Raw genomic sequence first — 21,469 nt, forward strand, 5'->3', positions numbered from 1 at the left:
CGGGGGTCAGCCCTCGCTGGACACCTCGGCGAGCACCTCGGGCCAGCGCCGCTCGAGCGTCCTCCCGCCCAGTACCGTCCCGCCCCACACGGCTCCCGCGCCGATCACGACCGCGCACAGCAGGCTGACCCAGCCGAGCGGGGGCATCCAGATCGCGGCGATCGCAAAACCCAGCGCCGGGGCGCCGAGGATCAGCGTGATCGGCGACATGATCAGCATCGCGAGGAACGACTGCGCGCCGCCCGCCGACCCGCGACCGAACGGGCTGGCCTCGGGAGCCGGAGCACGACCGGGGAGGAAGGCCCCCACCCACGCGCCCGCTCCCGCCGACACCGCCATCAGCCCGAGCGCCGCCCCGAGGCTCGCCGGCAGCAGATCCGGCCGCTGGGCGACCAGGCACGTCGCGACGCACAGGACGACCGTGACCGGAAGGCCGATGAGCCCGAAGCCGAGCAGCCGTCCCGCGCGGTCGGCGGTGCCGCTCACGCCGGTGAGGATGTGCAGTGCGACCGCGTCGTTGTCGTAGGCGACCGCGAGTTGCACGATGCTGCCCGCGAGGAGGGCGTTGATGGCGGGGATCAGGATGACAGCGGGACCGAAGCCCACGGAGTCCTCCCGCAGACCGTTCATCAGGGCGAGCCCGAGGAAGATCGCGGGGAGAAGGAGCAACATCACCACGTTGATGACCTGACGCGGGTCGCGGCGGAAGTAGCGGAGCGTGCGACCCGCGATCGCCCCCGCGGGGCCGGACGGCAGCATCCGGTCGAGCACGCCACCGGAACGCACGCGACCGCCGCCGCTGGAGACGATCGGGGCGGTGAGTCGTGCATCGAGCAGGGCCCGCGCGGCCATCCACAGCGCAGCGACGGTGGCGAGCGCGACGAGCAGGCGGAGCAGTGCGACCCCCACTGCCCCCTGGGCGAGCGCCGCCGGCACGCCGAACACCGCGGCGACCGGGGTCCACGCCGCGATCTCCGCGACCGTCGCGAACGCTCCGCGGATGTCCTGCACGCTCGTGAGCGCCTGGAGGCCGAGGTTGAGCAGCAGGCCGGACGACGCGAGCAGCGCCACGCCCAGCGTGAGCACCAGGTCGCGGATGCGTCGACGGGCGAGCCACCGCCCGAGCAGGCCGCTCACGACACGGGCGCCCAGCACGCAGGTCGCCAGGACCACCGGGATCAGCACGAGCGCCGCGAGCAGGGCGGGCACCGTGACCGACCAGCCGAGGAGCATCAGCACGAGCGCCAGCGCGGTGCCGATGCCGCCGATCGTGGTCGCGCCCGCCACCACGAGCCCGGGCAGCATCCGGCTCGCCGTGACCGGGAGCAGCGCGAAGCGCTCGGGTGCGAGGGCGTCGTCGCCGCTCACGAGGATCGACCCGACCCACCAGCCCAGCACGATCACGCCGCCCGTCAGCACCAGGACCGTCGCGGCGGCATCGGGTGCGCCGACCCGCAGAAGCACGAGCCCGACGGTCAGGACCGCGAGGAAGCTGACCGCGAAGAGCCCGACCACAACGAGCGTCACGATCATCCACGGGTTGCGCGCGAGCTGGTGACCGAGCTGGCGCAGCCGCAGGCTTACGAGGAGCGCAACCACGCGAGGGTCTCCGTTCCCAGTTCGTGAGCGCCGACGAGCGACAGGAACCGCTGCTGCAGCGACATGCCCGCCCGCACCTCGTCGAGCTCTCCGTGGGCGAGCAGGCGACCCTCCGCGACGATCGCGACGCGGTCGCACATCGACTCCACCAGCTCCATCACGTGGCTGGACAGGACGACCGTGCCCCCGCTGTCGACGAAGGCGCGCAGGATCTGCCGGATGGTCTGACCGGACACCGGGTCGACCGCCTCCAGGGGTTCGTCGAGCAGCAGCAGTCGCGGTGCGTGGATCAGCGCGCACGCCAACCCGATCTTCTTGCGCATGCCGGCCGAGTAGTCCACCACCAGGGTGTCGCGGGCGTCGGTCAGGCCGAGGGCGTCGAGCAGGTCCGCCGTGCGGGCGTGCACCTCGGGCTCCGGCATTCCCCGCAGCAGCCCTGTGTAGCGCAGCAGCTCGGCACCGGTCAGGCGGTCGAGCATGCGGATGCCGTCGGGCAGCACGCCCATGAGCGCCTTGGCTCCCGCCGGGTCCTGCCACACGTCGCGGCCGAGCACCCACGCGGTTCCCGCGTCCGGGCGCAGCAGTCCCGTCGTCATCGCGAGCGTGGTGGTCTTGCCTGCGCCGTTCGGCCCGAGCAGGCCGAGCATCGATCCGGCCGGCACGTCGAGGGAGAGGCCGTCGACGGCCACCTTCTGTCCGAACTGCTTACGCAGTCCGCGGAGGGCGAGCACGGGCGGGGCCGGGGCGTGGTCGGTCATGGCCCCATCCCATCACGCGTGTGGCGGCGAGGGCATCCGTCGCGCGGGGGAGTCGCGCTCCCGGTCAGCGGTCGAGGGCGGCGAAGCGTTCGATGTCGCTGTTGGTGCCCGACACGATGATGAGGTCGTGGTTGGTCACGATCGTGTTCGCCTCGGCGTAGCGGAACGGTTTGCCGGGACTCTTCACTCCGACGACCGTGACCTTGTACTTCGACCGCACGCCGGACTCGTTCAGGCCGACGCCACGGATGAACTTCGGCGGGTACATCTTGGCGAGCACGAAGTCGTCGTCGAAGCGGATGAAGTCGAGCATGCGACCGCTGACCAGGTGGGCGACGCGCTCGCCGGCCTCGCGCTCGGGGTAGATCACGTGGTTGGCGCCGACACGGGCGAGGATCTTGCCGTGCGACTGCGACACGGCCTTGGCCCAGATCTGCGGCACCTTCAGGTCGACGAGGTTCGCGGTGATGAGCACTGACGCCTCGATCGAGGAGCCGACGGCGACGACGGCGACCTGGAAGTCCTGGGCGCCGATCTGGCGCAGCGCATCGATGTTCCTGGCGTCGGCCTGCACGGTGTGCGTGACGCGCTCCGACCACTTCTGCACGAGCTCGAGGTTGTCGTCGATCGCGAGCACCTCGCGGTCGAGGCGGTCGAGCTCTCCGGCGCAGGCCGCACCGAACCGGCCGAGGCCGATGACGAGGACGGGAGCGTCGCCCCGCAGGACTTCAACCAACGATCGGCCTTTCCACCGGCAGTGAGTAGTACTGCGTTCGGGATGTCGCGGCGACTGCCGCGGCGAGAGTCACTGTACCAACGCGGCCCATGAAGATGGTCGCGGCGAGCACGTAGGAGCCGGCGTCGGGCAGGTCGGCGGTGAGCCCGGTGGACAGGCCGACCGTGGCGAACGCCGAGATCACGTCGAACAGCACATGGCTGATGTCGGCCTTGGTGATCTGGGCGATCACGATGGTCGACAGGGCCACGATGGTGGCGCCCCACGCGACGACGCTGAGAGCCACGCGCTGCACGTCGCTCGGGATGCGGCGGCCGAACGCCTCGACCGACTGCCGCCCCTTCGCCTCCGACCACACCGCGATCGCGAGCACCGCCAGCGTGGTCACCTTGATTCCGCCCGCGGTGGAGGCGGAGCCGCCGCCCACGAACATGAGCATGCTCGCCGCGAGCAGGGACGAGCCGTTGAGGTCGTCCATCTCGATCACGTTGAACCCGCCGGAGCGCGTCATGGCCGAGAGGAAGAACGCCTGGAAGGTGGTGTCCGCGGCGTCCATCGAACCGAAGGTCCGCGGGTTGTCGTACTCGAGGATCAGGAACGCGGCCGCACCGAGCACGAACAGCAGCACCGTGGTGACGATGGTCAGCTTGGAGTGCAGCGACCACCGCTTCACATGCCATACGTGCTTGGCGAGCGTGTAGATCACGGGGAAGCCGATGCTGCCGAGGAAGACGCCCACCATGAGCAGGAACAGCACGAGATAATCGTCGGCGAACACCGCGACGCCGCCGTCGTTGGGCGCGAAGCCGGTGTTGGTGAACGCCATGGCGGCGAAGTACGGCGCTTCCCAGAGCGCGGCGATGGGATCGACCTTCGCCATCACGAGCGCCGGGTAGAGGAGAGCGGCGAGCGAGGCCTCGATGATGAGGGCGGAGAGGGCGACGGTGGTCAGCAGCTGTCCGACCTCGCCGAGCCGCACGGTCTGGCTCTCGTTCACGACGCCACCGTGCGCGCGCAGGGGGTTCGTGTCGCCCGCCGCCATGAGCTTGGCCCGCAGACCGAGACGTTTGGAGATGAGCATGCCCATCAGCGAGGCGAGTGTGAGCACGCCCAGTGCGCCGATGTTGACCCCGATGAACACCAGGACGTGGCCGAACGGCGACCAGTGGTTGGCCATGTCGACGGTCGCCAGACCCGTGACGCAGATCGTGGAGACGGCGGTGAAGAGCGCGTCGCTCAGCGGGGTGACGGTGCGGTCGGCCGACGCGATCGGCAGCGAGAAGAGGACGGTGAAGACGAGGATCAGCAGTGCGAACACCGCGATCGCGAACCGCGAGGGCGATGAGGTGATGAGGTGCTTGAAGCGTCCGCCCGAGCCGGGGAACCGCTGCCGGGGTGACGACGCCGAAACGATGCCCGACATCGCTGCCCCCTCGTTCGAATCCATCCGCGCGCGACGCCTCCCGCCGAGCCCTCGTCATGGTACTCCGTGCCGGGGGCGACTACCCTGAACCCATGACGGACATCTTCGACGTGATCGCAGACGGTACGAGGCGCGACATCCTCCAGCTCCTGCTCCGACGCACGTCCGAAGGCGAGACCGGCACCAGCGTGAGCCAGATCGTGGCCGACCTGGGGATCAGCCAGCCCACCGTCTCCAAGCACCTCAAGGTGCTGCGCGATGCCGAGCTCGTGACCGTGCGCGAGGATGGCCAGCGCCGGTTCTACAGCCTCGCGGTCGAGCCGCTCGAGGTCGTCGACGACTGGCTCGTCCCGTTCCTCGTCGATGCCTACGGCGACACGGCTCCCGACGTGGCCTACCCCGGCGTGGGCCTTCCGGACGGGGCTGCCCACGCCGCGGAAGTGGTCGGGCGCGCGGCGGCCTCGGCCAAGCACGTCGTGACGTCGGCGCTCAAGCGGCTCGGGGCCTGACGCCCTCGGCACGTCGGCGCCGGAACGGACATCGCCCCTGACGACAGGGGGGCATGTCGTCAGGGGCGATCCACGGACCCCAGCTCCGCGATGGACTCGGCGGTGCCGGCACAAGTCCTCCATCGAGAGTGGCAGCGCTGTCTGGGCGATCGGCGAGCGGCGGCTATGCGCCGGCTGGGATCGGCGGGGTCAGCGCCGTCCAGCCTTCCGCCGGAACAGCCACGCGCCCCAGACGGCGGCGACGCTGAGGATCACGACGCACCAGCCCACCGCCCACCAGGGTTGCGTGCCGGCGTCGGTGTCCATGAGCAGCGCGCGGATGGTCTCCACGATCGGCGTGATGGGCTGGTGCGCGGCGACCGGCTGCAGCCACTCGGGCATGCTCGCGACCGGCACGAACGCGCTGGACAGGTAGGGCAGGAAGAGCAGCACGAACCCGTAGCCGTTCGCTCCCTCGGGGCTTCCGGCGGCGAGCCCGATCGCGGCGAACAGATACGTGATGGCGAGGATGTAGAGCGTGATCAGTCCGGCGAGGGCGATCCACTCGACCGCGGATGCCGTGGGGCGGAAGCCGACCAGGACCCCGACACCGATCACGATCGCCGTGGCCACGAGGTTGCGGAGCACGCTCGCCACCACGTGGCCCGTGAGCACGGCTCCGGAGCGGAGGGGCATCGTGCGGAACCGGTCGATGATGCCCGAGCGCATGTCGTTCGCGACGTACACCGCGGTGGAGGATGCGCCGAAGCCCGCGCACGTGAGGATGATGCCGGGCACGACGTAGTCGACGTACGCGCCGGTGGGATCGATCGCCCCGCCGAACACCCACGTGAACATGAGCATGAGCATCACCGGGAGCAGGATCGCCATGAGGAGCGATTCGCCGTCGCGCAGCGAGTGGCGCAGGCTGCGGCCGACGAAGACGGTCTCGGCGGTCAGGCCGCGCAGCCGAGGACGCGGCTGCGGGTTCGCGGGGGACAGGGGCCGCGCGGGGGCGGCGACGGCGGTGTTCATGCGGGCTCCTTCAGGGGGACGGTGTCGGTCGCGGTGTGGTCTCCTGCCGCCGTGACCGCGAGGAACACGTCGTCGAGGGTGGGGCGGCGGAGGGTGACGACGCCGTGGTCGCCGCCGTCGTCGAGCAGATCCAGGGCGCGACGGAGACCCGCGACCGTGCCGTCCGTCGGGATCTCGCGGCGCAGCCGGCCGTCCGCGTCGTGGAGCTCGACCGTGTCGCCGCCCACGCGCGCCTTGAGCTCCGCGGCGGTGCCGAGGGCGGCGATGCGGCCGTCGTACAGCACGGCGATGCGATCCGCGAGCTGATCGGCCTCTTCCAGATACTGCGTCGTGAGGAAGACCGTGGTCCCCGCGCCGGCCAGGGCGCGGATGGTGTCCCACAGGTCTCGGCGGCTGCGCGTGTCGAGTCCGGTGGTCGGCTCGTCGAGGAACAGCACCTCGGGCGTGACGACGAAGCTGAGCGCCAGGTCGAGTCGCCGGCGCATGCCCCCGGAGAAGGTGCGGACGGCCCGGGACGCGGCGTCCGCGAGGTCGAACTGCGCGATGAGGTCGGCCGCGCGTCGCCGCGCAGCGACGCGTCCGAGTCCGGAGAGCCGCGCGAACATGACGACGTTCTCGGTGGCGGTGAGCGCGTCGTCGACGGCGGCGGACTGGCCGGTGAGACTGATCCGCCGCTGCACCTCGGTGGGGTGCGACCGCACGTCCCATCCGGCGACCGTGGCCGAGCCGCTGTCCGCGGTGGTGAGGGTGGTGAGGATGTTGATGGTCGTCGTCTTCCCGGCGCCGTTCGGGCCGAGGAGGGCGAAGACCTCGCCGCGGGCGACGTCGAGGCTCAATCCGTCGAGCACCGTCCTCCCGCCGAACGACGTGCGCAGGTCGCGCACGGTGATGGCTGTCTCCATCGTGGGTCCTTTCCGAGGGGCAAACTGTGTATGGGCAACGCAATTGTGTATGACCGTAACACACTGTTTATGAAATAAACAGAACTACGATGGATGTCATGACCGAGATCGAGCCGCCCGAGCTGCCGCGCGGGATCGCGCTCGCCTGGGGAGTGGCAGCCGACCCGCAGCGCGGCCCCAAGCGGGAGATGAGCGTGGAGAAGATCGTCGAGGCCGCCGTCGACCTCGCCGACACCGAGGGGATCGGTGCCGTGTCCATGGCGGCGGTCGCGGCCCGTCTCGGATTCACCCCCATGTCGCTCTACCGCTACGTGTCGGCGAAGGACGACCTGCTGCTGCTGATGCAGGAGGAGGCGACGGGCCTTCCGCCCGAGAGTCATCTCGAGGCCGAGGGCTGGCGCGACCGGCTTCTGGCGTTGTACGAGGCGCAGGTCCTCCTCTACCTGCGTCATCCGTGGATGCTGTCGCTGCCGATCCAGGGCTCGCCGATCACTCCCAACAGCTCCGCATGGCTCGACGCGAGCCTCGCCGCACTCGACGAGACTCCGCTGACGGCCGAGGAGCGCATGGCCGTCGCGCTCGCCGTCACCGGCCACGCGCGGTGGTGCGGCATCGTCCAGGCCGGGTACACCCTCCAGTCCCGGTCGTCCGGTCTGACGGCGGAGCAGGTGGCGGTGCGCGAGGCATCGCTGTACGACCGGGTCATCACCGCCGAGGAGTTCCCCGCGCTGCGTCGCGCGATCGACGACGGCGTGTTCCTGTCGCCCGCCGATCCCTTCCGGTTCGCGGTCGAGCGCACCCTCGACGGCGCTGCCGCGTACATGGCCGGTCTGGAGCGCGGTGAGCCGCACCGTGCCGACGAGCAGTGGGTCGCCCTCGATGCGGCCGAGCTCGCCGGGGACAAGCGACTCAAGGAGGCGCAGAAGGCGAGCCGCGACGCCGAGAAGGCCTTGCGCGCCGCGCGCAAGGCCGAGCGGCAGGCGCTGCGCGAGGCGAGGGAGCGCGTGGCGAAGGCGAAGAAGTCCGGCTGAACGACCCGAGGGTGCCTCTGGGTCGGCAGGATGGGGGGATGACGGCACCCCATCGCGCCCACTTCGACTTCACGATCGCGTTCGCCAACGGCGGCGGCATGCACGGGGAGGGCTTCCGGCTCGACTTGCCCCGGCCCGACCTCACGGCAGAGGAGATCGCCACCCTGCTCGTGCGGCACCTGGGACTGGCGCTGGTGTCCGACGTGGAGCTGCGCGACCTGCGCATCGTGGAAGAAGCGCATCGCGGCAGCCGTGGCGTGGAGGTGCCGTCCGAGCCCGGTGCCGAGGAGCGCGTGATCGACCTCAGTCACCCGATCGAGGCGGGCATGGTCACCTACCCCGGACTGCCGGCGCCGACGATCACGCCGTTCCTCACCCGCGAGGCGTCGCGGGAGAGGTACGCGCCGGGCACCGAGTTCGCCATGGACACCCTGACGATGATCGGGAACACCGGCACCTACCTCGATGCTCCCGCGCATCGCTACGCCGACGGCGCCGACCTGGCCGGGCTCGACCTGGGCACGCTCGTCGGTCTCCCGGCCGAGGTGTTCCACCTCCGTGATGCGTGGACGGCCGAGCAGCGGGGGATCCGCGCCGCGACCCTGGCCGACCGCGACCTCCGCGGGGCCGCGGTGCTGCTCGACACGGGATGGAGCCGTCACTTCGGCACGCCGCAGTACGCGGAGGGGAGTCCGTTCCTCACCGGGGACGGTGCCCGCTTCCTGGTCGATTCGGGCGTGCGCCTGGTGGGCATCGACGCCATCAACATCGACGACATCGAGAGCGGCGGCGAGCGTCCGGCGCACAGCATCCTGCTCGCGGCGGGCGTGCATGTGGTCGAGCATCTGACGGGGCTGGACGCGGTGCCGTCCCGCGGGGCGCGGTTCACGGCGGCACCTCCGGCGATCCGCGGCTTCGCCACGTTCCCGGTGCGGGCGTTCGCGACGGTTCCCCCGTCTCATTGATCACACGAGTCACGCGGGTTTACACGTGTCCCAGCCACCCCATAGAGTGTGCTCATCGAGAAAGGGGTACGTGGGATGCCCGAGGTTCCAGATGTCCGATTCCTGACGGTGGCCGAGGTCGCCGAGCTGATGCGCGTGTCCAAGATGACCGTGTACCGGCTCGTGCACGCCGGGGAGCTGCCCGCCATTCGCTTCGGCCGCAGCTATCGCGTGCCGGAGTCGGCGGTGGCCGAAGCGTTGCAGCGACCGATCGCCGACGTCGGCTGATCCGCCGGGCGGCGCGAGGCGCTCCGCGGGTTTGCTAGGATGATCCGAGGCATTTTTTCGTGCCCGTACCCGGGTGTCCGATTCGGCGACACCCAGCCCCTGACTTAGTGAGGTTTCCGTGGGTTCTGTCATCAAGAAGCGCCGCAAGCGCATGGCGAAGAAGAAGCACCGCAAGCTGCTTCGCAAGACTCGCCACCAGCGCCGCAACAAGAAGTAAGCGGCCAGACACCGAGCGCCTGTCTTCGGACGGGCGCTTTGTGTCTCTGCCGCGCCGCACCGCCGAGAGGATGTCATGAAGTCGATCACCGTCGCCGAACTCGCCGAGCGCTCCGGCACCCCGCTCATCGATGTGCGGGAGGTGCACGAGTTCGCGGCCGGCCACGTGCCGGGGGCGGTGAACATCCCGATGTCGGAGATCGGCAATCGACTCGACGAGCTCCCCGCGGAGTCCTTCGACGTGATCTGCCAGGCCGGCGGGCGTTCGGCCCGGGTGGTCGAGGCGCTCGAGGCGCGCGGGTACGACGCCACCAACGTCGAGGGCGGAACGGGCGAATGGATCGCCCAGGGCCGCGAGGTCGAGGTTCCGTCGGCGTGACCACGCTCACCCTGATCGGCAAGCCCGACTGCCACCTGTGCGACGTGGCCTCCGAGGTCGTCGACGCCGTGGTCGCCGAGCTGCCCGATGCCGCCGCCGAGCGGATCCAGATCGTCGAGGCGTCGATCGCCGAAGACCCCGCGCTGTACGAGCAGTGGTGGGAGAAGATCCCGGTCGTGCTGATCGACGGGCACCTGCACGCCCACTGGCGCGTCTCGCCGGACCGCCTGCGTGCGGCGCTGGAGGAAGCCGTGAGCGCCGACGCGCGCGCCGACCAGAAGGAGGCGCGATGACCATCCGCCATGTCGTGGCCTGGAAGCTCGCGGCCGAAGACGCGGCCACCCGCGCAGACCAGGCGGCCGAGGTCGCCCGCCGGCTGAATGCGCTCGACGGCGTCGTGCCGCAGCTGCGCAGCATCTGGGCGGGCGCGAACGACGTGTATCCCGACACCAACTGGGACGTCACGCTCGTCGCGGAGTTCGAGTCGGTGGAGGCCCTGGAGCAGTATCAGGTGCACCCCGCGCACGAGGAGGTCGCCGGCTACATCCGTTCCGTCGTCTCCGGCCGCGTGGCCGTCGACGTCGAGGTGTGACACCCGGTGCCGCGAGACGAGGCACCGAAACACAAACGTAATGCGGTCGCGTGCCGATGTCATTGGTCACGCGACGAGCCGCATGTTTAGATGATCTCCTACCCGTCCGCGGGCGCACCCCGCCCCCGAACCCCTGGAGCCGACATGCCCCGTCGTACCCTCTTCGCCGGCCTCGCACTCGCGGCCACCGCCACCCTCGCACTCGCCGGCTGCGCCACCGGATCATCCGATGCGGGCAGCGGCGGAGAGCCGGCGGCCGGCGACGAGTACGGCCTGATCGAGCCCGGCACGCTCACCGTCTGCTCCGACGTCCCCTACCCTCCGTTCGAGGTGGAGGACGCGAACGCCGAGAGCGGGTACTCCGGCTTCGACATCGACCTGCTGGGCGCCATCGCGAAGCAGCTCGACCTCAAGCTCTCGGTGCAGGACGTGGGCTTCGACGCACTGCAGTCGGGCACCACGCTGGCGGCGGGCCAGTGCGACATCGGCGCCTCGGCCATGACCATCACCGATGAGCGCAAGGCGAACATCGACTTCTCCGACCCGTACTACGACTCGCTGCAGTCGCTCCTCGTGCGCACCGACTCGGGCATCGAGTCGATCGACGACCTGTCCGGCAAGAACGTCGGCGTGCAGCAGGGCACCACGGGCGAGAGCTACGCGAGGGAGAACGCCAAGGGCGCGCAGCTCGTGCAGTACCCCTCCGACGGCGAGCTGTGGCCGGCCATGCAGGCGGGGCAGATCGACGCGATCCTGCAGGACCAGCCGGTGAACCTCGAGCACGAGAAGGCCGACTCCGCCTACAAGATCGTCGAGACGTACGAGACCGACGAGTCGTACGGCTTCGCCTTCGCGAAGGGGGAGAAGGACGCCCTGCTCGAGGCCGTCAACGGGGCGCTGAAGGACCTGCGCGACAACGGCGAGTACCAGAAGATCTACGACGAGTACTTCACGGCCAACTGAAGACGGAACTGAGTCGGTCGGGAGGACCTTGACAATGGCGTTGAGGCGCACCACCAAGAGCAAGCTGTACCGCTACACCGTCTATGCGGTGCTGATCGCCATCGTGCTGTGGGCGGCGATCAGCACCGACTGGTCGCGGATCGCGAAGCTCTACTTCAACCCGGAGATCGCCGCGAAGATGCTTCCGGGCATCATCACGACGGGACTCGTGAACACCCTCTGGTTCACGGCCGTGGCGTTCGTCGGCGGACTGCTGCTCGGCGTCCTGCTGGCGCTCATGAAGCTCTCGACCATCGGCCCGTTCCGGTGGATCGCGACGGCGTGGATCGAGCTGTTCCGGGGACTCCCGGCGATCCTGACGATCTTCGCGATCGCGTTCATCATCCCCATCGGCCTCGGGGTGCCGGCCACCAAGCTGGGAGGCCCGGTGGTCCTCGGCCTGATCGGCCTCATCCTGGTGGCCTCGGCGTACATGGCCGAGACGATCAGGGCCGGCCTCCAGGCGGTGCCGAAGGGGCAGACCGAGGCCGCGCGGTCGCTGGGCATGTCGCCCATGAAGACCACGTTCTGGATCGTGGTGCCGCAGGGCTTCCGCATCATCATCCCGCCGCTCACGAACGAGTTCGTGCTGCTCCTCAAGGACACGTCGCTGTTGTTCATCGCCGGGTCGTTCATCTGGTCGAAGGAGCTCACGAACTTCGCCCGGGACGCTGCGACGCAGAACGCGAACGGGACGCCGCTGATCATGGCGGCGATCCTGTACCTGATCGTGACGATCCCCCTCACGCGCTTCAGCGCGTGGCTGGAGCGACGGATGGCGAGGAGCCGATGACCACCGACCTGATCGACGTCCACGCGCCCGCGATCGACATCCAGGGGCTCGTGAAGACCTTCGGCGACAACGAGGTGCTCAAGGGCATCGACCTGACCGTCACCGCCGGCGAGGTGGTGTGCGTGATCGGGCCGTCTGGCTCGGGCAAGTCCACGCTGCTGCGCTCGGTGAACCTGCTCGAGGAGCCGACCGGCGGCAAGGTGCTGATCGAGGGCATCGACATCACCGACCCCGACATCGACATCGATCGCGTCCGCACGCGCATCGGCATGGTGTTCCAGAGCTTCAACCTGTTCCCGCACCTGAGCGTGCTGGGCAACCTCACGATCGCGCAGCAGCGGGTGAAGAAGCGGTCGAAGGCGGAGTCGGAGAAGGTCGCCCACGCGATGCTCGAGCGCGTGGGGCTCGCCCAGAAGGCCGACGCGTATCCGGGCCACCTCTCGGGCGGGCAGCAGCAGCGCGTCGCGATCGCCAGGGCCCTGTGCATGAACCCCGACATGATGCTGTTCGACGAGCCCACGTCGGCGCTCGACCCGGAGCTGGTCGGCGAGGTGCTGTCGGTCATGCGGTCGCTCGCGGACGAGGGGATGACCATGCTCGTCGTGACCCACGAGATGGGCTTCGCGCGCGAGGTCGGGTCGCGGCTGATCTTCATGGACGGCGGGCACATCGTCGAGGAGGGCGACCCGCGCGAGGTGCTGGGGAACCCGCAGCACCAGCGCACCAAGGACTTCCTCTCGCGCGTTCTCTGACCTCGCGCGTGCCCGGGCCCCCTGCCACCGCCGGTGGCGGCAGGGGGCTCGTGCATGTGCGGAGCGGTCGGCCGGTGCCGATGATCGCTCGCCCCCGGCGGTGCCGGCCACGATGATCGGGAGGCGCGCGGACGCGGAAGAACCCGGACCCCACCCGATATACAGCACTTGTCCGGCGCGGGAATCCGCGCGCCCGCCGGGTAACGTGGGCGTGTCGGTCGGCGGGGCGATCGACGTTCTGGGGATTGTCGTCGCACCGGTCCGTGGGGGACCGCTGCGGCGGCGTGTGCGAAAAGGGGGAGCCGATGGGGATGTTCGGCCGCCGTCGACAGGGCATCGCAGCGAGGAGCGCGCAGGAGGGACCGGCGTCCGCGCCGATCCTGCACGCCGACGAGGCGCTGCAGGCGCTCGAGGACCTGTTCATCCCGCCACCCCCGCCGCGCCCCCTGCTTCGGCCCCCAGCGTCCATCGGCGACGACCCGATCGCGCGCCTCCTGGACGCGCCCGTTCCCGAGCGAGGACCCTCGCTCGACAGCACGCTCGTCGATCACGACGAACACGAGGGAGTAGAGATGACACATCTGCAAGACGCGGTACAGCAGCTGCTGGCGATCGACGGCGTGATCGGCGTCGCCATCGTCGACTCGGCATCGGGCATGGCGCTCGCCGAGGGCGGACACCCCGCCTTCGACCTGAGCGTCGCCGCGGCCGGGAACTCGAACGTCGTGCGGGCCAAGCTGCAGACCATGAAGGAGCTCGGCATCACGAGCGCTCTCGACGACATCCTCATCACGCTCGACGATCAGTACCACCTGATCAACGTGCTCGGGGGCGGGAACGCAGGGCTGTTCGTCTACCTCGTGCTCGACAGGGCCAAGGCGAACCTGGCACTCGCGCGTCACAAACTCGCGGGCATCGCGGCCGACATCACCATCTGACGCCGCAGCGACGACGAAGGCCTCCCGTCCACCCGACGGGAGGTCTTCGCGTGCCCGGGTGCGGCTCAGCCGCGCGGGTGCACCACGACCGGCTCCGGGGCGACCGCGATACGGACGCGGTCGCCATAGGCAGGATGCACACCGGGGGCGTGCTGCACGCGCACGAGCTCGCCCGACTCCGTGCGCACCAGGGTGCGGCGCATGCTGCCGAGGAACGTGCTCTCCTCGACCAGGGCGTCGGTCGCCCCGTCGGCCTCCGACGCGAAGTGCACGTTCTCCGGCCGCAGGTACACGTCGACCGGGCCGTCCGCCGGGGACTGCAACGGCAGGCGCTGTCCCCACACCATCACGTGGTCGCCGTCCGCGACACCCGACACCACGCTCGACAGCCCCACGAACGCGGCGACGCCCGCCGTGGACGGAGCCGTGTAGAGCTCCTCGGGAGTCCCGATCTGCTCGATGCGCCCGGAGTTCATCACGGCGATGCGGTCCGACACCGCCAGCGCCTCCTCCTGGTCGTGCGTGACGAACACCGTGGTGATGCCGAGCCGGAGCTGGATGCGGCGGATCTCGTCGCGCAGCTGCACGCGTACCTTGGCGTCGAGCGCCGACAGCGGCTCGTCCAGCAGCAGCACGCGCGGCTCCGTGACCAGCGCGCGGGCGAGGGCGACGCGCTGCTGCTGGCCGCCGGAGAGCTGATGCGGGAACCGGTCGGCGAGCTCGGCGAGTCCCACGAGTGCGAGCGCGTCGAGCGACCGCCGCCCCGCCTCCGCCTTCCCGACCCCGCGACGACGCAACCCGAACGCCGTGTTGTCCGCCACGCGCAGGTGCGGGAACAGCGAATACGACTGGAACACCATGCCGATGTCGCGCTTGTTGGTCGGCACGCGCGAGACGTCTGCGCCGCCGAGCAGCACCGCGCCGCCCTCGGCGCCCTCCAGCCCCGCGAGCACCCGCAGCAGCGTGGTCTTGCCGCACCCGGACGGGCCGAGCAGCGACACGAACTCACCCGGGGCGATGTCGAGGTCGACGCCGTGCAGCACGGTCGTGCTCCCGTAGCGCTTCACGATGCCCTGGAGCTGTACGCGGGTGCCCTCGCCGGCACGCGCGAGCAGCAGGTTGTCCTTCGTGCGGGGGAGGGCGTGGTCGAGGGTCATGAGTGGGCCTTTCGAGTGCCGCGGGCGACGCGGCCGATCAGGAGGAGCAGGAGGAACACGAGGAGCAGGGCCAGCAGGGTGAAGATCGCCGGCGCGTACGGATCCTGCTTCTGCACCACGAGCATGGCCGTCTGGAACACCGGACGGTTGAGGAGGGACGCGATCGTGAACTCGCCGAGGACCACGGCGATCGACAGGAGCGACGCGGCCAGCAGTCCCTGCCGGAGGTTCGGCGCGAGCACGCGGAGCACCACGGTCGGCCAGCTCGCCCCCAGGGAGCGGGCCGCCTCGGTCAGCGTGCGCAGGTCGGCCGCGTCGATCGCGGCCTGGATCGAACGGAACGCGAACGGCAGCACCGTGATGCCATAGGCGAACGCCAGCGTCCAGGTGCCGGTGCCCAGCGAGCGGCCGATCTGCAGGTAGAGGGGTGCGAGTCCTACGACCAGCACGATCGCGGGGATCGAGATCGGCAGCAGAGCGACGAACTCGAATGCGGGCCTGAGCCGCGGGAAGCGCAGGTTCACCAGGATCATCGTCGGGGCGAGCACCAGCAGGACGATCGCGACCGTGACCACGGCGAGGATCAGCGAGTTGCCGAGACCCGTCCAGATCGGTTTCAGCGACGACGCGGACGCCGGGTCGAACAGGGAGGCCCACCGCTCGAACGACGGGCCGTCGGCACCGCGGAGGGTGAACAGGAACGTCGACACGAGCGGTACCGCGAAGAAGGCGCCGACGATCACGCCGATCACCCAGCGCGTGGCCCGGGAGGGGGCGAGCCGGTTCACGACTGCCACCGTGCGGCTCGGCGCTGCACCAGCGAGTAGAGCGCCATGACCACCCCGACCACCACGATCATGCCGAGCGCGAGCGCGCCCGCGAGGTTCTCCCTGCCCAGCAGCGTCTCGCTCGTGAGAGCCGTACGGATCTGCAGCGGCACGATCTGCGAGCCCTGGCTGGCGAGGGCCGCCGCGGTCGCGTACGACGAGAAGGCGTTCGCGAACAGCAGCAGCAGGCTGGCGAGGAACGACGGCGCCAGCACCGGAAGGCCGATACGCAGCCAGAAGCTGGCTCGCGTGCCGCCGAGCGTGAGGTTGGCCTCGGCCCACTGCGGCTGGAGGGCGGCGAGAGCGGGCATGAACGTGATGACCATGAGCGGCACCTGGAAGTAGATGTAGGGGAGGACGAGGCCCGGCAGCTCGTACAGCCACGTGCCGTTCGCGAAGATGTCGAGGCCGAACGTGTCGCGCAGGAACACCGTGACGACGCCCTGGATGCCGATCGTGGCGATGAACGCGAACGCCAGCATCACCCCGCCGAACTGGGCGAGGACGCCGGCCGCGGCGTCGACGGCCTGGCGCACGGCCCCCTCCGGGTTCGCACCGAGCAGCGCGTAGCAGACCAGGGCGCCCAGCACCGCGCCGACCAGGGCCGTGAGCAGCGACAGCCCGGCCGAGTTCGCGAAGGTCCGGAGCACGACCGGGTCGCCGAGCGCCGCGACGTTCGTCCACGTGAAGGCGCCGTCGCCGTCGAAGAATCCGGAGCCCACCGCCAGCACGGTCGGGACGGCGAGGAACAGCAGCACATACGCGGCGAAGGGAACGAGGCCCAGCCACGCGACCGAGGGTGCGGACCGCCGGGCCCTCGCGTCGTGCGAGGACCCGGCGGGGGCGGCGGGGGCGGACGCCGCGACGTCCGCCCCCGGTGCGACGACGGTGGTCACTGGACCGCCGCGGCCCACTTCTCACCGAGCAGCGTGCCGGCGCTCGTCGACTGCTCCTCGGTCGGCACCACGGTCTTCTCCGGTGCCTCCGGCAGCGCGGCCGCGAGGTCGGCGTCGATCGTGCCCGCCTCCGTCATGGCCTCCATGCGCACCGGGCGGGCGCCACCCTTCAGCCAGAGGTTCTGCACCTCGTCGCTGTACAGGAACTCCTGCCACAGGCGTGCGGCGGCCGGGTGCGGGGCATCGACGTTGATGGCCTGGTTGTAGTAGCCCGCGTAACCGGTGCCGTCGAGCACGACGACCTTCCAGTCGGGGTTGTCCGCGGTGTGCGCGGCGTTCAGGTAGTCCCAGTCGAACACGACCGGGGTCTCCCCGCTCGCGATCGTCGCCGTGGTGACGTCGACCTTCAGCAGGTTGCCCGCCTTCTGCAGCTCGGAGAAGAAGTCGATGCCCGGCTGGAAGTCGTCGAGCGTGCCGTCCGACTGGACGGTGGCGAGTCCGACCGCGGCGAACGCGGCCCCGGCCTGCGTGGGGTCGCCGTTGATCGCGACCGCGCCCTTGTAGTCGGCCGACAGCAGGTCGGAGAGCTCGGACGGAGCGTCGTACTTCGACGAGTCGTAGCCGATCGACATGTACCCGCCGTAGTCGCCCACGAACAGCCCGGACGGTTCCTTGAGCTCGTCGGGGATGTCGTCCCACGTCTGCACGGTGTACGGCGCGAAGGCGTCGGTGTTCTGCAGGGCCACCGTCAGGCCGAGGTCGAACACGTCGGGCGCCGTGTCGAGGCCCTTGTTGGTCTCGGCGGCCTGGATCTCCTCCGCGCTGGAGACGTCGGGCGAGGCCTCGTTGATCGTGATCTCCGGGTACTTCTCCGCGAACAGGTCGAGGATCTCTCCGTAGTTCGCCCAGTCCCGCGGAAGCGCGATGACATTGAGCTGCCCCTCGGCCTTGGCCGCGGCCTCCAGATCGGCGAACGTGCCGAAGTCGGCGACCGACGTCGCGGTCGCGGCGTCGACGTCGGAGTCGCCGGCGCCGGAGCCCGACGCGTCGGCGGCGCCGGAGCAGGCGCTCAGTGCGAGCGCGGCCGAGGTGGCGAGGGCGATGCCGGCGCCGATGCGCGCGCGGCGGGTGAAGCGTGCCATGAGTGTCCTCTCGATGTCCGGCGCGGGTTCGCCGGGGTCGGGTTGCGAGAGGACACTACGAGTCGGAGGTTGCCGCTCGTGGCGGCGCGGGTGAACGGACGGTGTCCGCTCGGTGGCGGACGGGTCTCGCGGCAGGGGCGCCCCCCGTACCCCCCGGACGGGAGGACGCCCCGCCGGGTGCGCGCCGAGGGGGAGGATGGAAAGGCGGCACCCGTCTGGGAGTCCGCCGACCCCCGCGATCGACAGCTCAATCCGCAGGACAGCATGTCACGCGGGGTGCGGAGCGGGCAAGAGGGGCGCGGTTCGCCGATCAGCGGGGGACGGCGAGCTTGAAACCGCGGTGCGAGCCGACGTAGCCGAGGCGCTCGTAGAAGCGGTGCGCATCGGTGCGGGCGGCATCGGAGGTCAGTTGCACCATTGCGGCGCCGAGCGCGGGCGCAGCCTGCTCGCCGACCCAGCGCATCCCGGCCGAGCCGATGCCCGCCGAGCGCAGGTCGGTGCGCACGCGCACGGCCTCGACCAGCAGGCGCCGGGCACCGCGACGCGCCATGCCGGGGATCGACGTGAGCTGCAGCGTGCCCACCACGGCACCGCCGAGCTCGACCACGAGCAGGTCGTTCGACGGTTCGGCCAGGATCTCGCGCAGACCGCGCTCATACGCCGGGCGGTCCTCCTCGGAGGCCACGTCGCCGCGGGCCGCACTGATGGGGTCGTCGGCGAGCAACGCGATCACCGCATCCGCGTCGTCGAGGGTGGCCCGGCGCAGCACGGCCTCACCAGCGCGGGACGGGAACGGGAAGGGCAGCGGGAGCGCGTCGAGCATGCCACCAGTCTGCCAGCGGGGCGGATTCCAGAGCGGGGCGGGGTCTCTGGAATCATGGCCGGGTGGATATCGGCACCGTGCTCGGGCTCGAGCAGCTCACCTGGGGGATGCTGATCCTCGTGATCGTCGCGGCGTTCGGCGCCGGCTGGATCGATGCGGTCGTGGGCGGTGGCGGACTGCTGCAGCTGCCCGTGCTGCTGCTCATCCCCGGCATCGCCCCCGTGCAGGCCCTCGCGACCAACAAGCTCGCGTCGGTGTTCGGTACCGCCACGAGCAGCATCACCTACTACCGCCGAGCGAGACCCGACATCCGCACGGCGCTGCCCATGGCTGCCGTCGCGTTGCTCGGCTCGTTCGGCGGAGCCGCGGTCGCCACGGTCCTGCCGCCCGCCGCGTTCAAGCCCATCATCGTGGTCGCGCTGCTCGCGGTCGCCCTGTTCACGGCCCTCCGCCCGCAGCTCGGTGCGGCGACGCAGCTGCGGTTCCACGGCCACAAGCACCACCTCATGGCGGGTCTCGCGGGCCTCGGCATCGGGTTCTACGACGGCATGATCGGTCCGGGCACCGGGACGTTCCTCGTGATCACCCTCGTCGCGCTGCTCGGCTACGACTTCCTGCAGGCGAGCGCGAAGGCGAAGATCGTGAACCTCGCCACGAACCTCGGCGCGCTGCTGCTGTTCATCCCGCACGGCTCGGTGCTGTGGCTGCTGGGCGGCATCCTCGCGGTCGCCAACGTCGCGGGCAGCTACCTCGGGTCGCGCATGGCGATCTCGCGCGGCACGACCTTCATCCGCGTGGTGTTCCTCGTGGTCGTGGTGGCGCTGATCGCCAAGCTCGGCGTGGACGTGTGGAACGAGAACATCGTCCCCGCGCTGGCCGCGCTCGGGCTCTGAGGAAGGGCGGGGCCGGGCGGCTCAGGCCGCGTCGTCGTCGGGCTCGTAGTCGACCCCGGCCTCGGCGCGCTGCTCCGGCGTGATCGGTGCGGGCGCGGAGGTGAGCGGGTCGTAGCCGTTGCCCGACTTCGGGAACGCGATGACATCGCGGATCGACTCGGTCTTCGACAGGTGCTGCAGCACGCGGTCCATGCCGAGCGCGATGCCGCCGTGCGGGGGAGCACCGAACTTGAACGCGTCGAGCAGGAACCCGAACTGCTCCTGCGCCACCTCGTCGCTGATGCCCATGACCTCGAACACCCGCTTCTGCACGTCTTCGCGGTGGATGCGGATCGAGCCGCCGCCGAGCTCGGAGCCGTTGCACACGATGTCGTACGCGTAGGCGAGCGCCGAGCCCGGGTCGGTGTCGAACGTGTCCTCGAACTCGGGCTTCGGGCCGGTGAACGCGTGGTGCACGGCCGTCCACGCCCCCGCGCCGACGGCGACGTCGCCCGAGGCCACCGCGTCGGCGGCCGGCTCGAACATCGGCGCGTCGACCACCCAGGTGAACGCGAACTCGTCCGGGTTCAGGTAGCCCAGGCGGCGGCCGATCTCCACACGGGCGGCGCCGAGCAGTGCCCGGCTCTCCTTGGTGGAGCCGGCGGCGAAGAACACGCAGTCCCCGGGCTCCGCGCCCACGAGCTCGGCGAGCCCGGACTGCTCCGCCTCGGACAGGTTCTTCGCGGCGGGGCCGCCCAGCGTCCCGTCCTCGTTGAACAGCACGTAGGCGAGGCCGCGCGCGCCGCGCTGCTTGGCCCAGTCCTGCCACGCGTCGAGCACCTTGCGCGGCTGCGAGGCGCCGCCGGGCATGCGCACCGCGCCCACGTACTCGGCCTGGAACACGCGGAACGGGGTGTTCGCGAAGTACTCGGTCGCCTCGACCAGCTCGAGCCCGAAGCGCAGGTCGGGCTTGTCGGAGCCGTACTTCGCCATCGCGTCGGCGTAGGTGATGCGCGGCAGCGGCGTCTGCACCTCCACGCCGATCGTCTGCCACATCGCCACGATGAGCGACTCCATCAGGGCGATCACGTCTTCCTGGTCGACGAAGCTCATCTCGATGTCGAGCTGCGTGAACTCGGGCTGACGGTCGGCGCGGAAGTCTTCGTCGCGGTAGCAGCGCGCGATCTGGAAGTACTTCTCCACGCCGCCCACCATCAGCAGCTGCTTGAACAGCTGCGGCGACTGGGGCAGCGCGTACCAGCTGCCCGGGTGCAGTCGCGCCGGAACCACGAAGTCGCGCGCACCCTCCGGCGTGGAGCGGGTGAGGGTCGGCGTCTCGACCTCGGTGAAGCCGTCGGCGTGCAGCACGTCGCGGATGGCCTTGTACACGTCGGAGCGCAGGCGCAGCGCGGACGCCGCGGCCGGACGGCGCAGGTCGAGGTAGCGGTACTTGAGACGCGCCTCCTCGCCCACGGTCTCGGTGTCGGCGAGGGCCGTGGACACCTGGAAGGGCAGCGGGGCCGACTCGTTCAGCACCTCGACCTCGGCCGCGATGACCTCGATCTCCCCGGACGGCAGGTTGGGGTTGGCGTTGCCCTCGGGGCGCTGCGCGACCTCGCCCGTGACCTTGAGCACGAACTCGTTGCGCAGCGGGTGCGCGACCTCCTCGTCGCGGATGACCACCTGCGCGATGCCCGAGGCATCCCGCAGATCGATGAACGCGACGCCTCCGTGGTCACGACGACGATCGACCCACCCGGTGAGGGTGACGGTCTGACCGATGTTCTCGGCGCGCAGGGAGCCTGCGGAGTGGGTGCGCAGCACGGAGGATTCCTCCTGATCCGGGGAAAGATGAACCCGCCCAGTCTACGCGGGC

General features: G+C 70.4%; 25 protein-coding genes. 13 read left to right on the plus strand and 12 right to left on the minus strand.

The genetic code is table 11. The annotated features are described in order from the left end of the window. Nucleotides 1–6: 6 nt before the first annotated feature. The 4 genes from KE274_RS03365 to KE274_RS03380 all read right to left on the minus strand — a co-directional run bounded on the left by KE274_RS03365 (nucleotide 7) and on the right by KE274_RS03380 (nucleotide 4,516). Nucleotides 7–1,599: a hypothetical protein gene (locus tag KE274_RS03365; protein ID WP_211541247.1), complete on the minus strand. Its 1,593-nt coding sequence runs from the start codon at nucleotides 1,597–1,599 to the stop codon at nucleotides 7–9. Next, the gene (locus KE274_RS03370) at nucleotides 1,581–2,357 is read right to left on the minus strand and encodes an ABC transporter ATP-binding protein (RefSeq protein WP_211541248.1); all 777 of its coding nucleotides are present in this window, start codon (nucleotides 2,355–2,357) and stop codon (nucleotides 1,581–1,583) included. The genes KE274_RS03365 and KE274_RS03370 overlap by 19 nt, the downstream gene beginning before the upstream one ends. A gap of 64 nt (nucleotides 2,358–2,421) precedes the next feature. Continuing rightward, entirely contained in the window at nucleotides 2,422–3,093 is a 672-nt protein-coding gene (locus KE274_RS03375) for a potassium channel family protein (protein WP_136031985.1), read from the minus strand. Next, entirely contained in the window at nucleotides 3,086–4,516 is a 1,431-nt protein-coding gene (locus KE274_RS03380; protein WP_211541249.1) for a TrkH family potassium uptake protein, read from the minus strand. Before KE274_RS03380 ends, KE274_RS03375 begins: the two co-directional genes overlap by 8 nt. 92 nt (nucleotides 4,517–4,608) lie before the next feature. Between KE274_RS03380 and KE274_RS03385 the strand changes: the two genes are divergently transcribed. After that, nucleotides 4,609–5,025, plus strand: a complete 417-nt coding sequence (locus KE274_RS03385; protein WP_211541250.1) for an ArsR/SmtB family transcription factor — start codon at nucleotides 4,609–4,611, stop codon at nucleotides 5,023–5,025. Between the two features lie 189 nt (nucleotides 5,026–5,214). Here KE274_RS03385 and KE274_RS03390 read toward each other — a convergent pair whose 3' ends face one another. Beyond that, a complete protein-coding gene (locus KE274_RS03390; RefSeq protein WP_211541251.1) occupies nucleotides 5,215–6,039 on the minus strand; it encodes an ABC transporter permease in 825 nt (274 codons plus the stop codon). Further along, nucleotides 6,036–6,941, minus strand: a complete 906-nt coding sequence (locus KE274_RS03395; RefSeq protein WP_211541252.1) for an ATP-binding cassette domain-containing protein — start codon at nucleotides 6,939–6,941, stop codon at nucleotides 6,036–6,038. The genes KE274_RS03390 and KE274_RS03395 overlap by 4 nt, the downstream gene beginning before the upstream one ends. Nucleotides 6,942–7,039: 98 nt before the next feature. On the opposite strand from KE274_RS03395, the gene KE274_RS03400 reads away from it, so the two are divergent. The 11 genes from KE274_RS03400 to KE274_RS16740 all read left to right on the plus strand — a co-directional run bounded on the left by KE274_RS03400 (nucleotide 7,040) and on the right by KE274_RS16740 (nucleotide 13,876). Continuing rightward, nucleotides 7,040–7,972 (plus strand): TetR/AcrR family transcriptional regulator, encoded by a 933-nt coding sequence (locus KE274_RS03400; RefSeq protein WP_211541253.1) that lies wholly within the window; start codon nucleotides 7,040–7,042, stop codon nucleotides 7,970–7,972. A 38-nt stretch (nucleotides 7,973–8,010) separates the two neighbouring features. Then, a complete protein-coding gene (locus tag KE274_RS03405) occupies nucleotides 8,011–8,937 on the plus strand; it encodes a cyclase family protein (protein ID WP_211541254.1) in 927 nt (308 codons plus the stop codon). Between the two features lie 75 nt (nucleotides 8,938–9,012). Further along, nucleotides 9,013–9,204 carry a helix-turn-helix domain-containing protein gene (locus tag KE274_RS03410; RefSeq protein ID WP_211541255.1) on the plus strand — a complete coding sequence of 64 codons (192 nt, stop codon included), beginning with the start codon at nucleotides 9,013–9,015 and terminating at the stop codon, nucleotides 9,202–9,204. A 118-nt stretch (nucleotides 9,205–9,322) separates the two neighbouring features. Then, entirely contained in the window at nucleotides 9,323–9,421 is a 99-nt protein-coding gene (locus KE274_RS03415) for a 30S ribosomal protein bS22 (protein WP_003792170.1), read from the plus strand. A gap of 75 nt (nucleotides 9,422–9,496) precedes the next feature. Next, a complete protein-coding gene (locus tag KE274_RS03420) occupies nucleotides 9,497–9,799 on the plus strand; it encodes a rhodanese-like domain-containing protein (RefSeq protein ID WP_136035875.1) in 303 nt (100 codons plus the stop codon). Continuing rightward, on the plus strand, nucleotides 9,796–10,092 hold the full coding sequence (locus tag KE274_RS03425) for a glutaredoxin family protein (RefSeq protein ID WP_211541256.1): 297 nt from the start codon (nucleotides 9,796–9,798) through the stop codon (nucleotides 10,090–10,092). The genes KE274_RS03420 and KE274_RS03425 overlap by 4 nt, the downstream gene beginning before the upstream one ends. Next, entirely contained in the window at nucleotides 10,089–10,391 is a 303-nt protein-coding gene (locus KE274_RS03430; protein WP_211541257.1) for a Dabb family protein, read from the plus strand. Before KE274_RS03425 ends, KE274_RS03430 begins: the two co-directional genes overlap by 4 nt. Nucleotides 10,392–10,535: 144 nt before the next feature. After that, nucleotides 10,536–11,354 (plus strand): basic amino acid ABC transporter substrate-binding protein, encoded by an 819-nt coding sequence (locus KE274_RS03435; RefSeq protein WP_211541258.1) that lies wholly within the window; start codon nucleotides 10,536–10,538, stop codon nucleotides 11,352–11,354. 34 nt (nucleotides 11,355–11,388) lie between these two features. Next, a complete protein-coding gene (locus KE274_RS03440; RefSeq protein WP_211541259.1) occupies nucleotides 11,389–12,186 on the plus strand; it encodes an amino acid ABC transporter permease in 798 nt (265 codons plus the stop codon). After that, complete coding sequence (locus tag KE274_RS03445) at nucleotides 12,183–12,938, plus strand: amino acid ABC transporter ATP-binding protein (protein WP_211541260.1); 756 nt, start codon at nucleotides 12,183–12,185, stop codon at nucleotides 12,936–12,938. The genes KE274_RS03440 and KE274_RS03445 overlap by 4 nt, the downstream gene beginning before the upstream one ends. A 305-nt stretch (nucleotides 12,939–13,243) precedes the next feature. Then, complete coding sequence (locus tag KE274_RS16740; protein WP_307872136.1) at nucleotides 13,244–13,876, plus strand: hypothetical protein; 633 nt, start codon at nucleotides 13,244–13,246, stop codon at nucleotides 13,874–13,876. Between the two features lie 65 nt (nucleotides 13,877–13,941). Here KE274_RS16740 and KE274_RS03455 read toward each other — a convergent pair whose 3' ends face one another. The 5 genes from KE274_RS03455 to KE274_RS03475 form a co-directional block, all read right to left on the minus strand. After that, nucleotides 13,942–15,033, minus strand: coding sequence for an ABC transporter ATP-binding protein (locus KE274_RS03455; protein WP_211541261.1), 1,092 nt, complete (start codon nucleotides 15,031–15,033; stop codon nucleotides 13,942–13,944). Beyond that, entirely contained in the window at nucleotides 15,030–15,821 is a 792-nt protein-coding gene (locus KE274_RS03460) for an ABC transporter permease (protein WP_211541262.1), read from the minus strand. Before KE274_RS03460 ends, KE274_RS03455 begins: the two co-directional genes overlap by 4 nt. Then, nucleotides 15,818–16,756, minus strand: a complete 939-nt coding sequence (locus KE274_RS03465; RefSeq protein WP_439957707.1) for an ABC transporter permease — start codon at nucleotides 16,754–16,756, stop codon at nucleotides 15,818–15,820. The genes KE274_RS03460 and KE274_RS03465 overlap by 4 nt, the downstream gene beginning before the upstream one ends. Further along, nucleotides 16,753–17,898: an ABC transporter substrate-binding protein gene (locus KE274_RS03470; RefSeq protein WP_211541264.1), complete on the minus strand. Its 1,146-nt coding sequence runs from the start codon at nucleotides 17,896–17,898 to the stop codon at nucleotides 16,753–16,755. The genes KE274_RS03465 and KE274_RS03470 overlap by 4 nt, the downstream gene beginning before the upstream one ends. Before the next feature lie 310 nt (nucleotides 17,899–18,208). Then, nucleotides 18,209–18,721, minus strand: a complete 513-nt coding sequence (locus KE274_RS03475; RefSeq protein WP_211541265.1) for a GNAT family N-acetyltransferase — start codon at nucleotides 18,719–18,721, stop codon at nucleotides 18,209–18,211. 107 nt (nucleotides 18,722–18,828) lie between these two features. On the opposite strand from KE274_RS03475, the gene KE274_RS03480 reads away from it, so the two are divergent. Beyond that, nucleotides 18,829–19,614 (plus strand): sulfite exporter TauE/SafE family protein, encoded by a 786-nt coding sequence (locus KE274_RS03480; protein ID WP_211541682.1) that lies wholly within the window; start codon nucleotides 18,829–18,831, stop codon nucleotides 19,612–19,614. 21 nt (nucleotides 19,615–19,635) lie between these two features. On the opposite strand, the gene aspS is transcribed toward KE274_RS03480, so the two are convergent. Next, entirely contained in the window at nucleotides 19,636–21,417 is a 1,782-nt protein-coding gene (aspS, locus tag KE274_RS03485; RefSeq protein ID WP_211541266.1) for an aspartate--tRNA ligase, read from the minus strand. Nucleotides 21,418–21,469: the final 52 nt, after the last annotated feature.

Source organism: Microbacterium paraoxydans (assembly GCF_018224615.1).
Lineage (GTDB): Bacteria > Actinomycetota > Actinomycetes > Actinomycetales > Microbacteriaceae > Microbacterium > Microbacterium paraoxydans_B.

Bases quoted from the DNA above. Each gene is read 5' to 3' on its own strand.
- KE274_RS03370 (WP_211541248.1), bottom strand. From the start codon at position 2,357: ATGACCGACCACGCCCCGGCCCCGCCCGTGCTCGCCCTCCGCGGACTG.
- KE274_RS03380 (WP_211541249.1), bottom strand. From the start codon at position 4,516: ATGTCGGGCATCGTTTCGGCGTCGTCACCCCGGCAGCGGTTCCCCGGC.
- KE274_RS03385 (WP_211541250.1), top strand. From the start codon at position 4,609: ATGACGGACATCTTCGACGTGATCGCAGACGGTACGAGGCGCGACATC.
- KE274_RS03390 (WP_211541251.1), bottom strand. From the start codon at position 6,039: ATGAACACCGCCGTCGCCGCCCCCGCGCGGCCCCTGTCCCCCGCGAAC.
- KE274_RS03395 (WP_211541252.1), bottom strand. From the start codon at position 6,941: ATGGAGACAGCCATCACCGTGCGCGACCTGCGCACGTCGTTCGGCGGG.
- KE274_RS03400 (WP_211541253.1), top strand. From the start codon at position 7,040: ATGACCGAGATCGAGCCGCCCGAGCTGCCGCGCGGGATCGCGCTCGCC.
- KE274_RS03405 (WP_211541254.1), top strand. From the start codon at position 8,011: ATGACGGCACCCCATCGCGCCCACTTCGACTTCACGATCGCGTTCGCC.
- KE274_RS03410 (WP_211541255.1), top strand. From the start codon at position 9,013: ATGCCCGAGGTTCCAGATGTCCGATTCCTGACGGTGGCCGAGGTCGCC.
- KE274_RS03420 (WP_136035875.1), top strand. From the start codon at position 9,497: ATGAAGTCGATCACCGTCGCCGAACTCGCCGAGCGCTCCGGCACCCCG.
- KE274_RS03430 (WP_211541257.1), top strand. From the start codon at position 10,089: ATGACCATCCGCCATGTCGTGGCCTGGAAGCTCGCGGCCGAAGACGCG.
- KE274_RS03435 (WP_211541258.1), top strand. From the start codon at position 10,536: ATGCCCCGTCGTACCCTCTTCGCCGGCCTCGCACTCGCGGCCACCGCC.
- KE274_RS03440 (WP_211541259.1), top strand. From the start codon at position 11,389: ATGGCGTTGAGGCGCACCACCAAGAGCAAGCTGTACCGCTACACCGTC.
- KE274_RS03445 (WP_211541260.1), top strand. From the start codon at position 12,183: ATGACCACCGACCTGATCGACGTCCACGCGCCCGCGATCGACATCCAG.
- KE274_RS16740 (WP_307872136.1), top strand. From the start codon at position 13,244: ATGGGGATGTTCGGCCGCCGTCGACAGGGCATCGCAGCGAGGAGCGCG.
- KE274_RS03455 (WP_211541261.1), bottom strand. From the start codon at position 15,033: ATGACCCTCGACCACGCCCTCCCCCGCACGAAGGACAACCTGCTGCTC.
- KE274_RS03470 (WP_211541264.1), bottom strand. From the start codon at position 17,898: ATGGCACGCTTCACCCGCCGCGCGCGCATCGGCGCCGGCATCGCCCTC.
- KE274_RS03475 (WP_211541265.1), bottom strand. From the start codon at position 18,721: ATGCTCGACGCGCTCCCGCTGCCCTTCCCGTTCCCGTCCCGCGCTGGT.
- KE274_RS03480 (WP_211541682.1), top strand. From the start codon at position 18,829: ATGCTGATCCTCGTGATCGTCGCGGCGTTCGGCGCCGGCTGGATCGAT.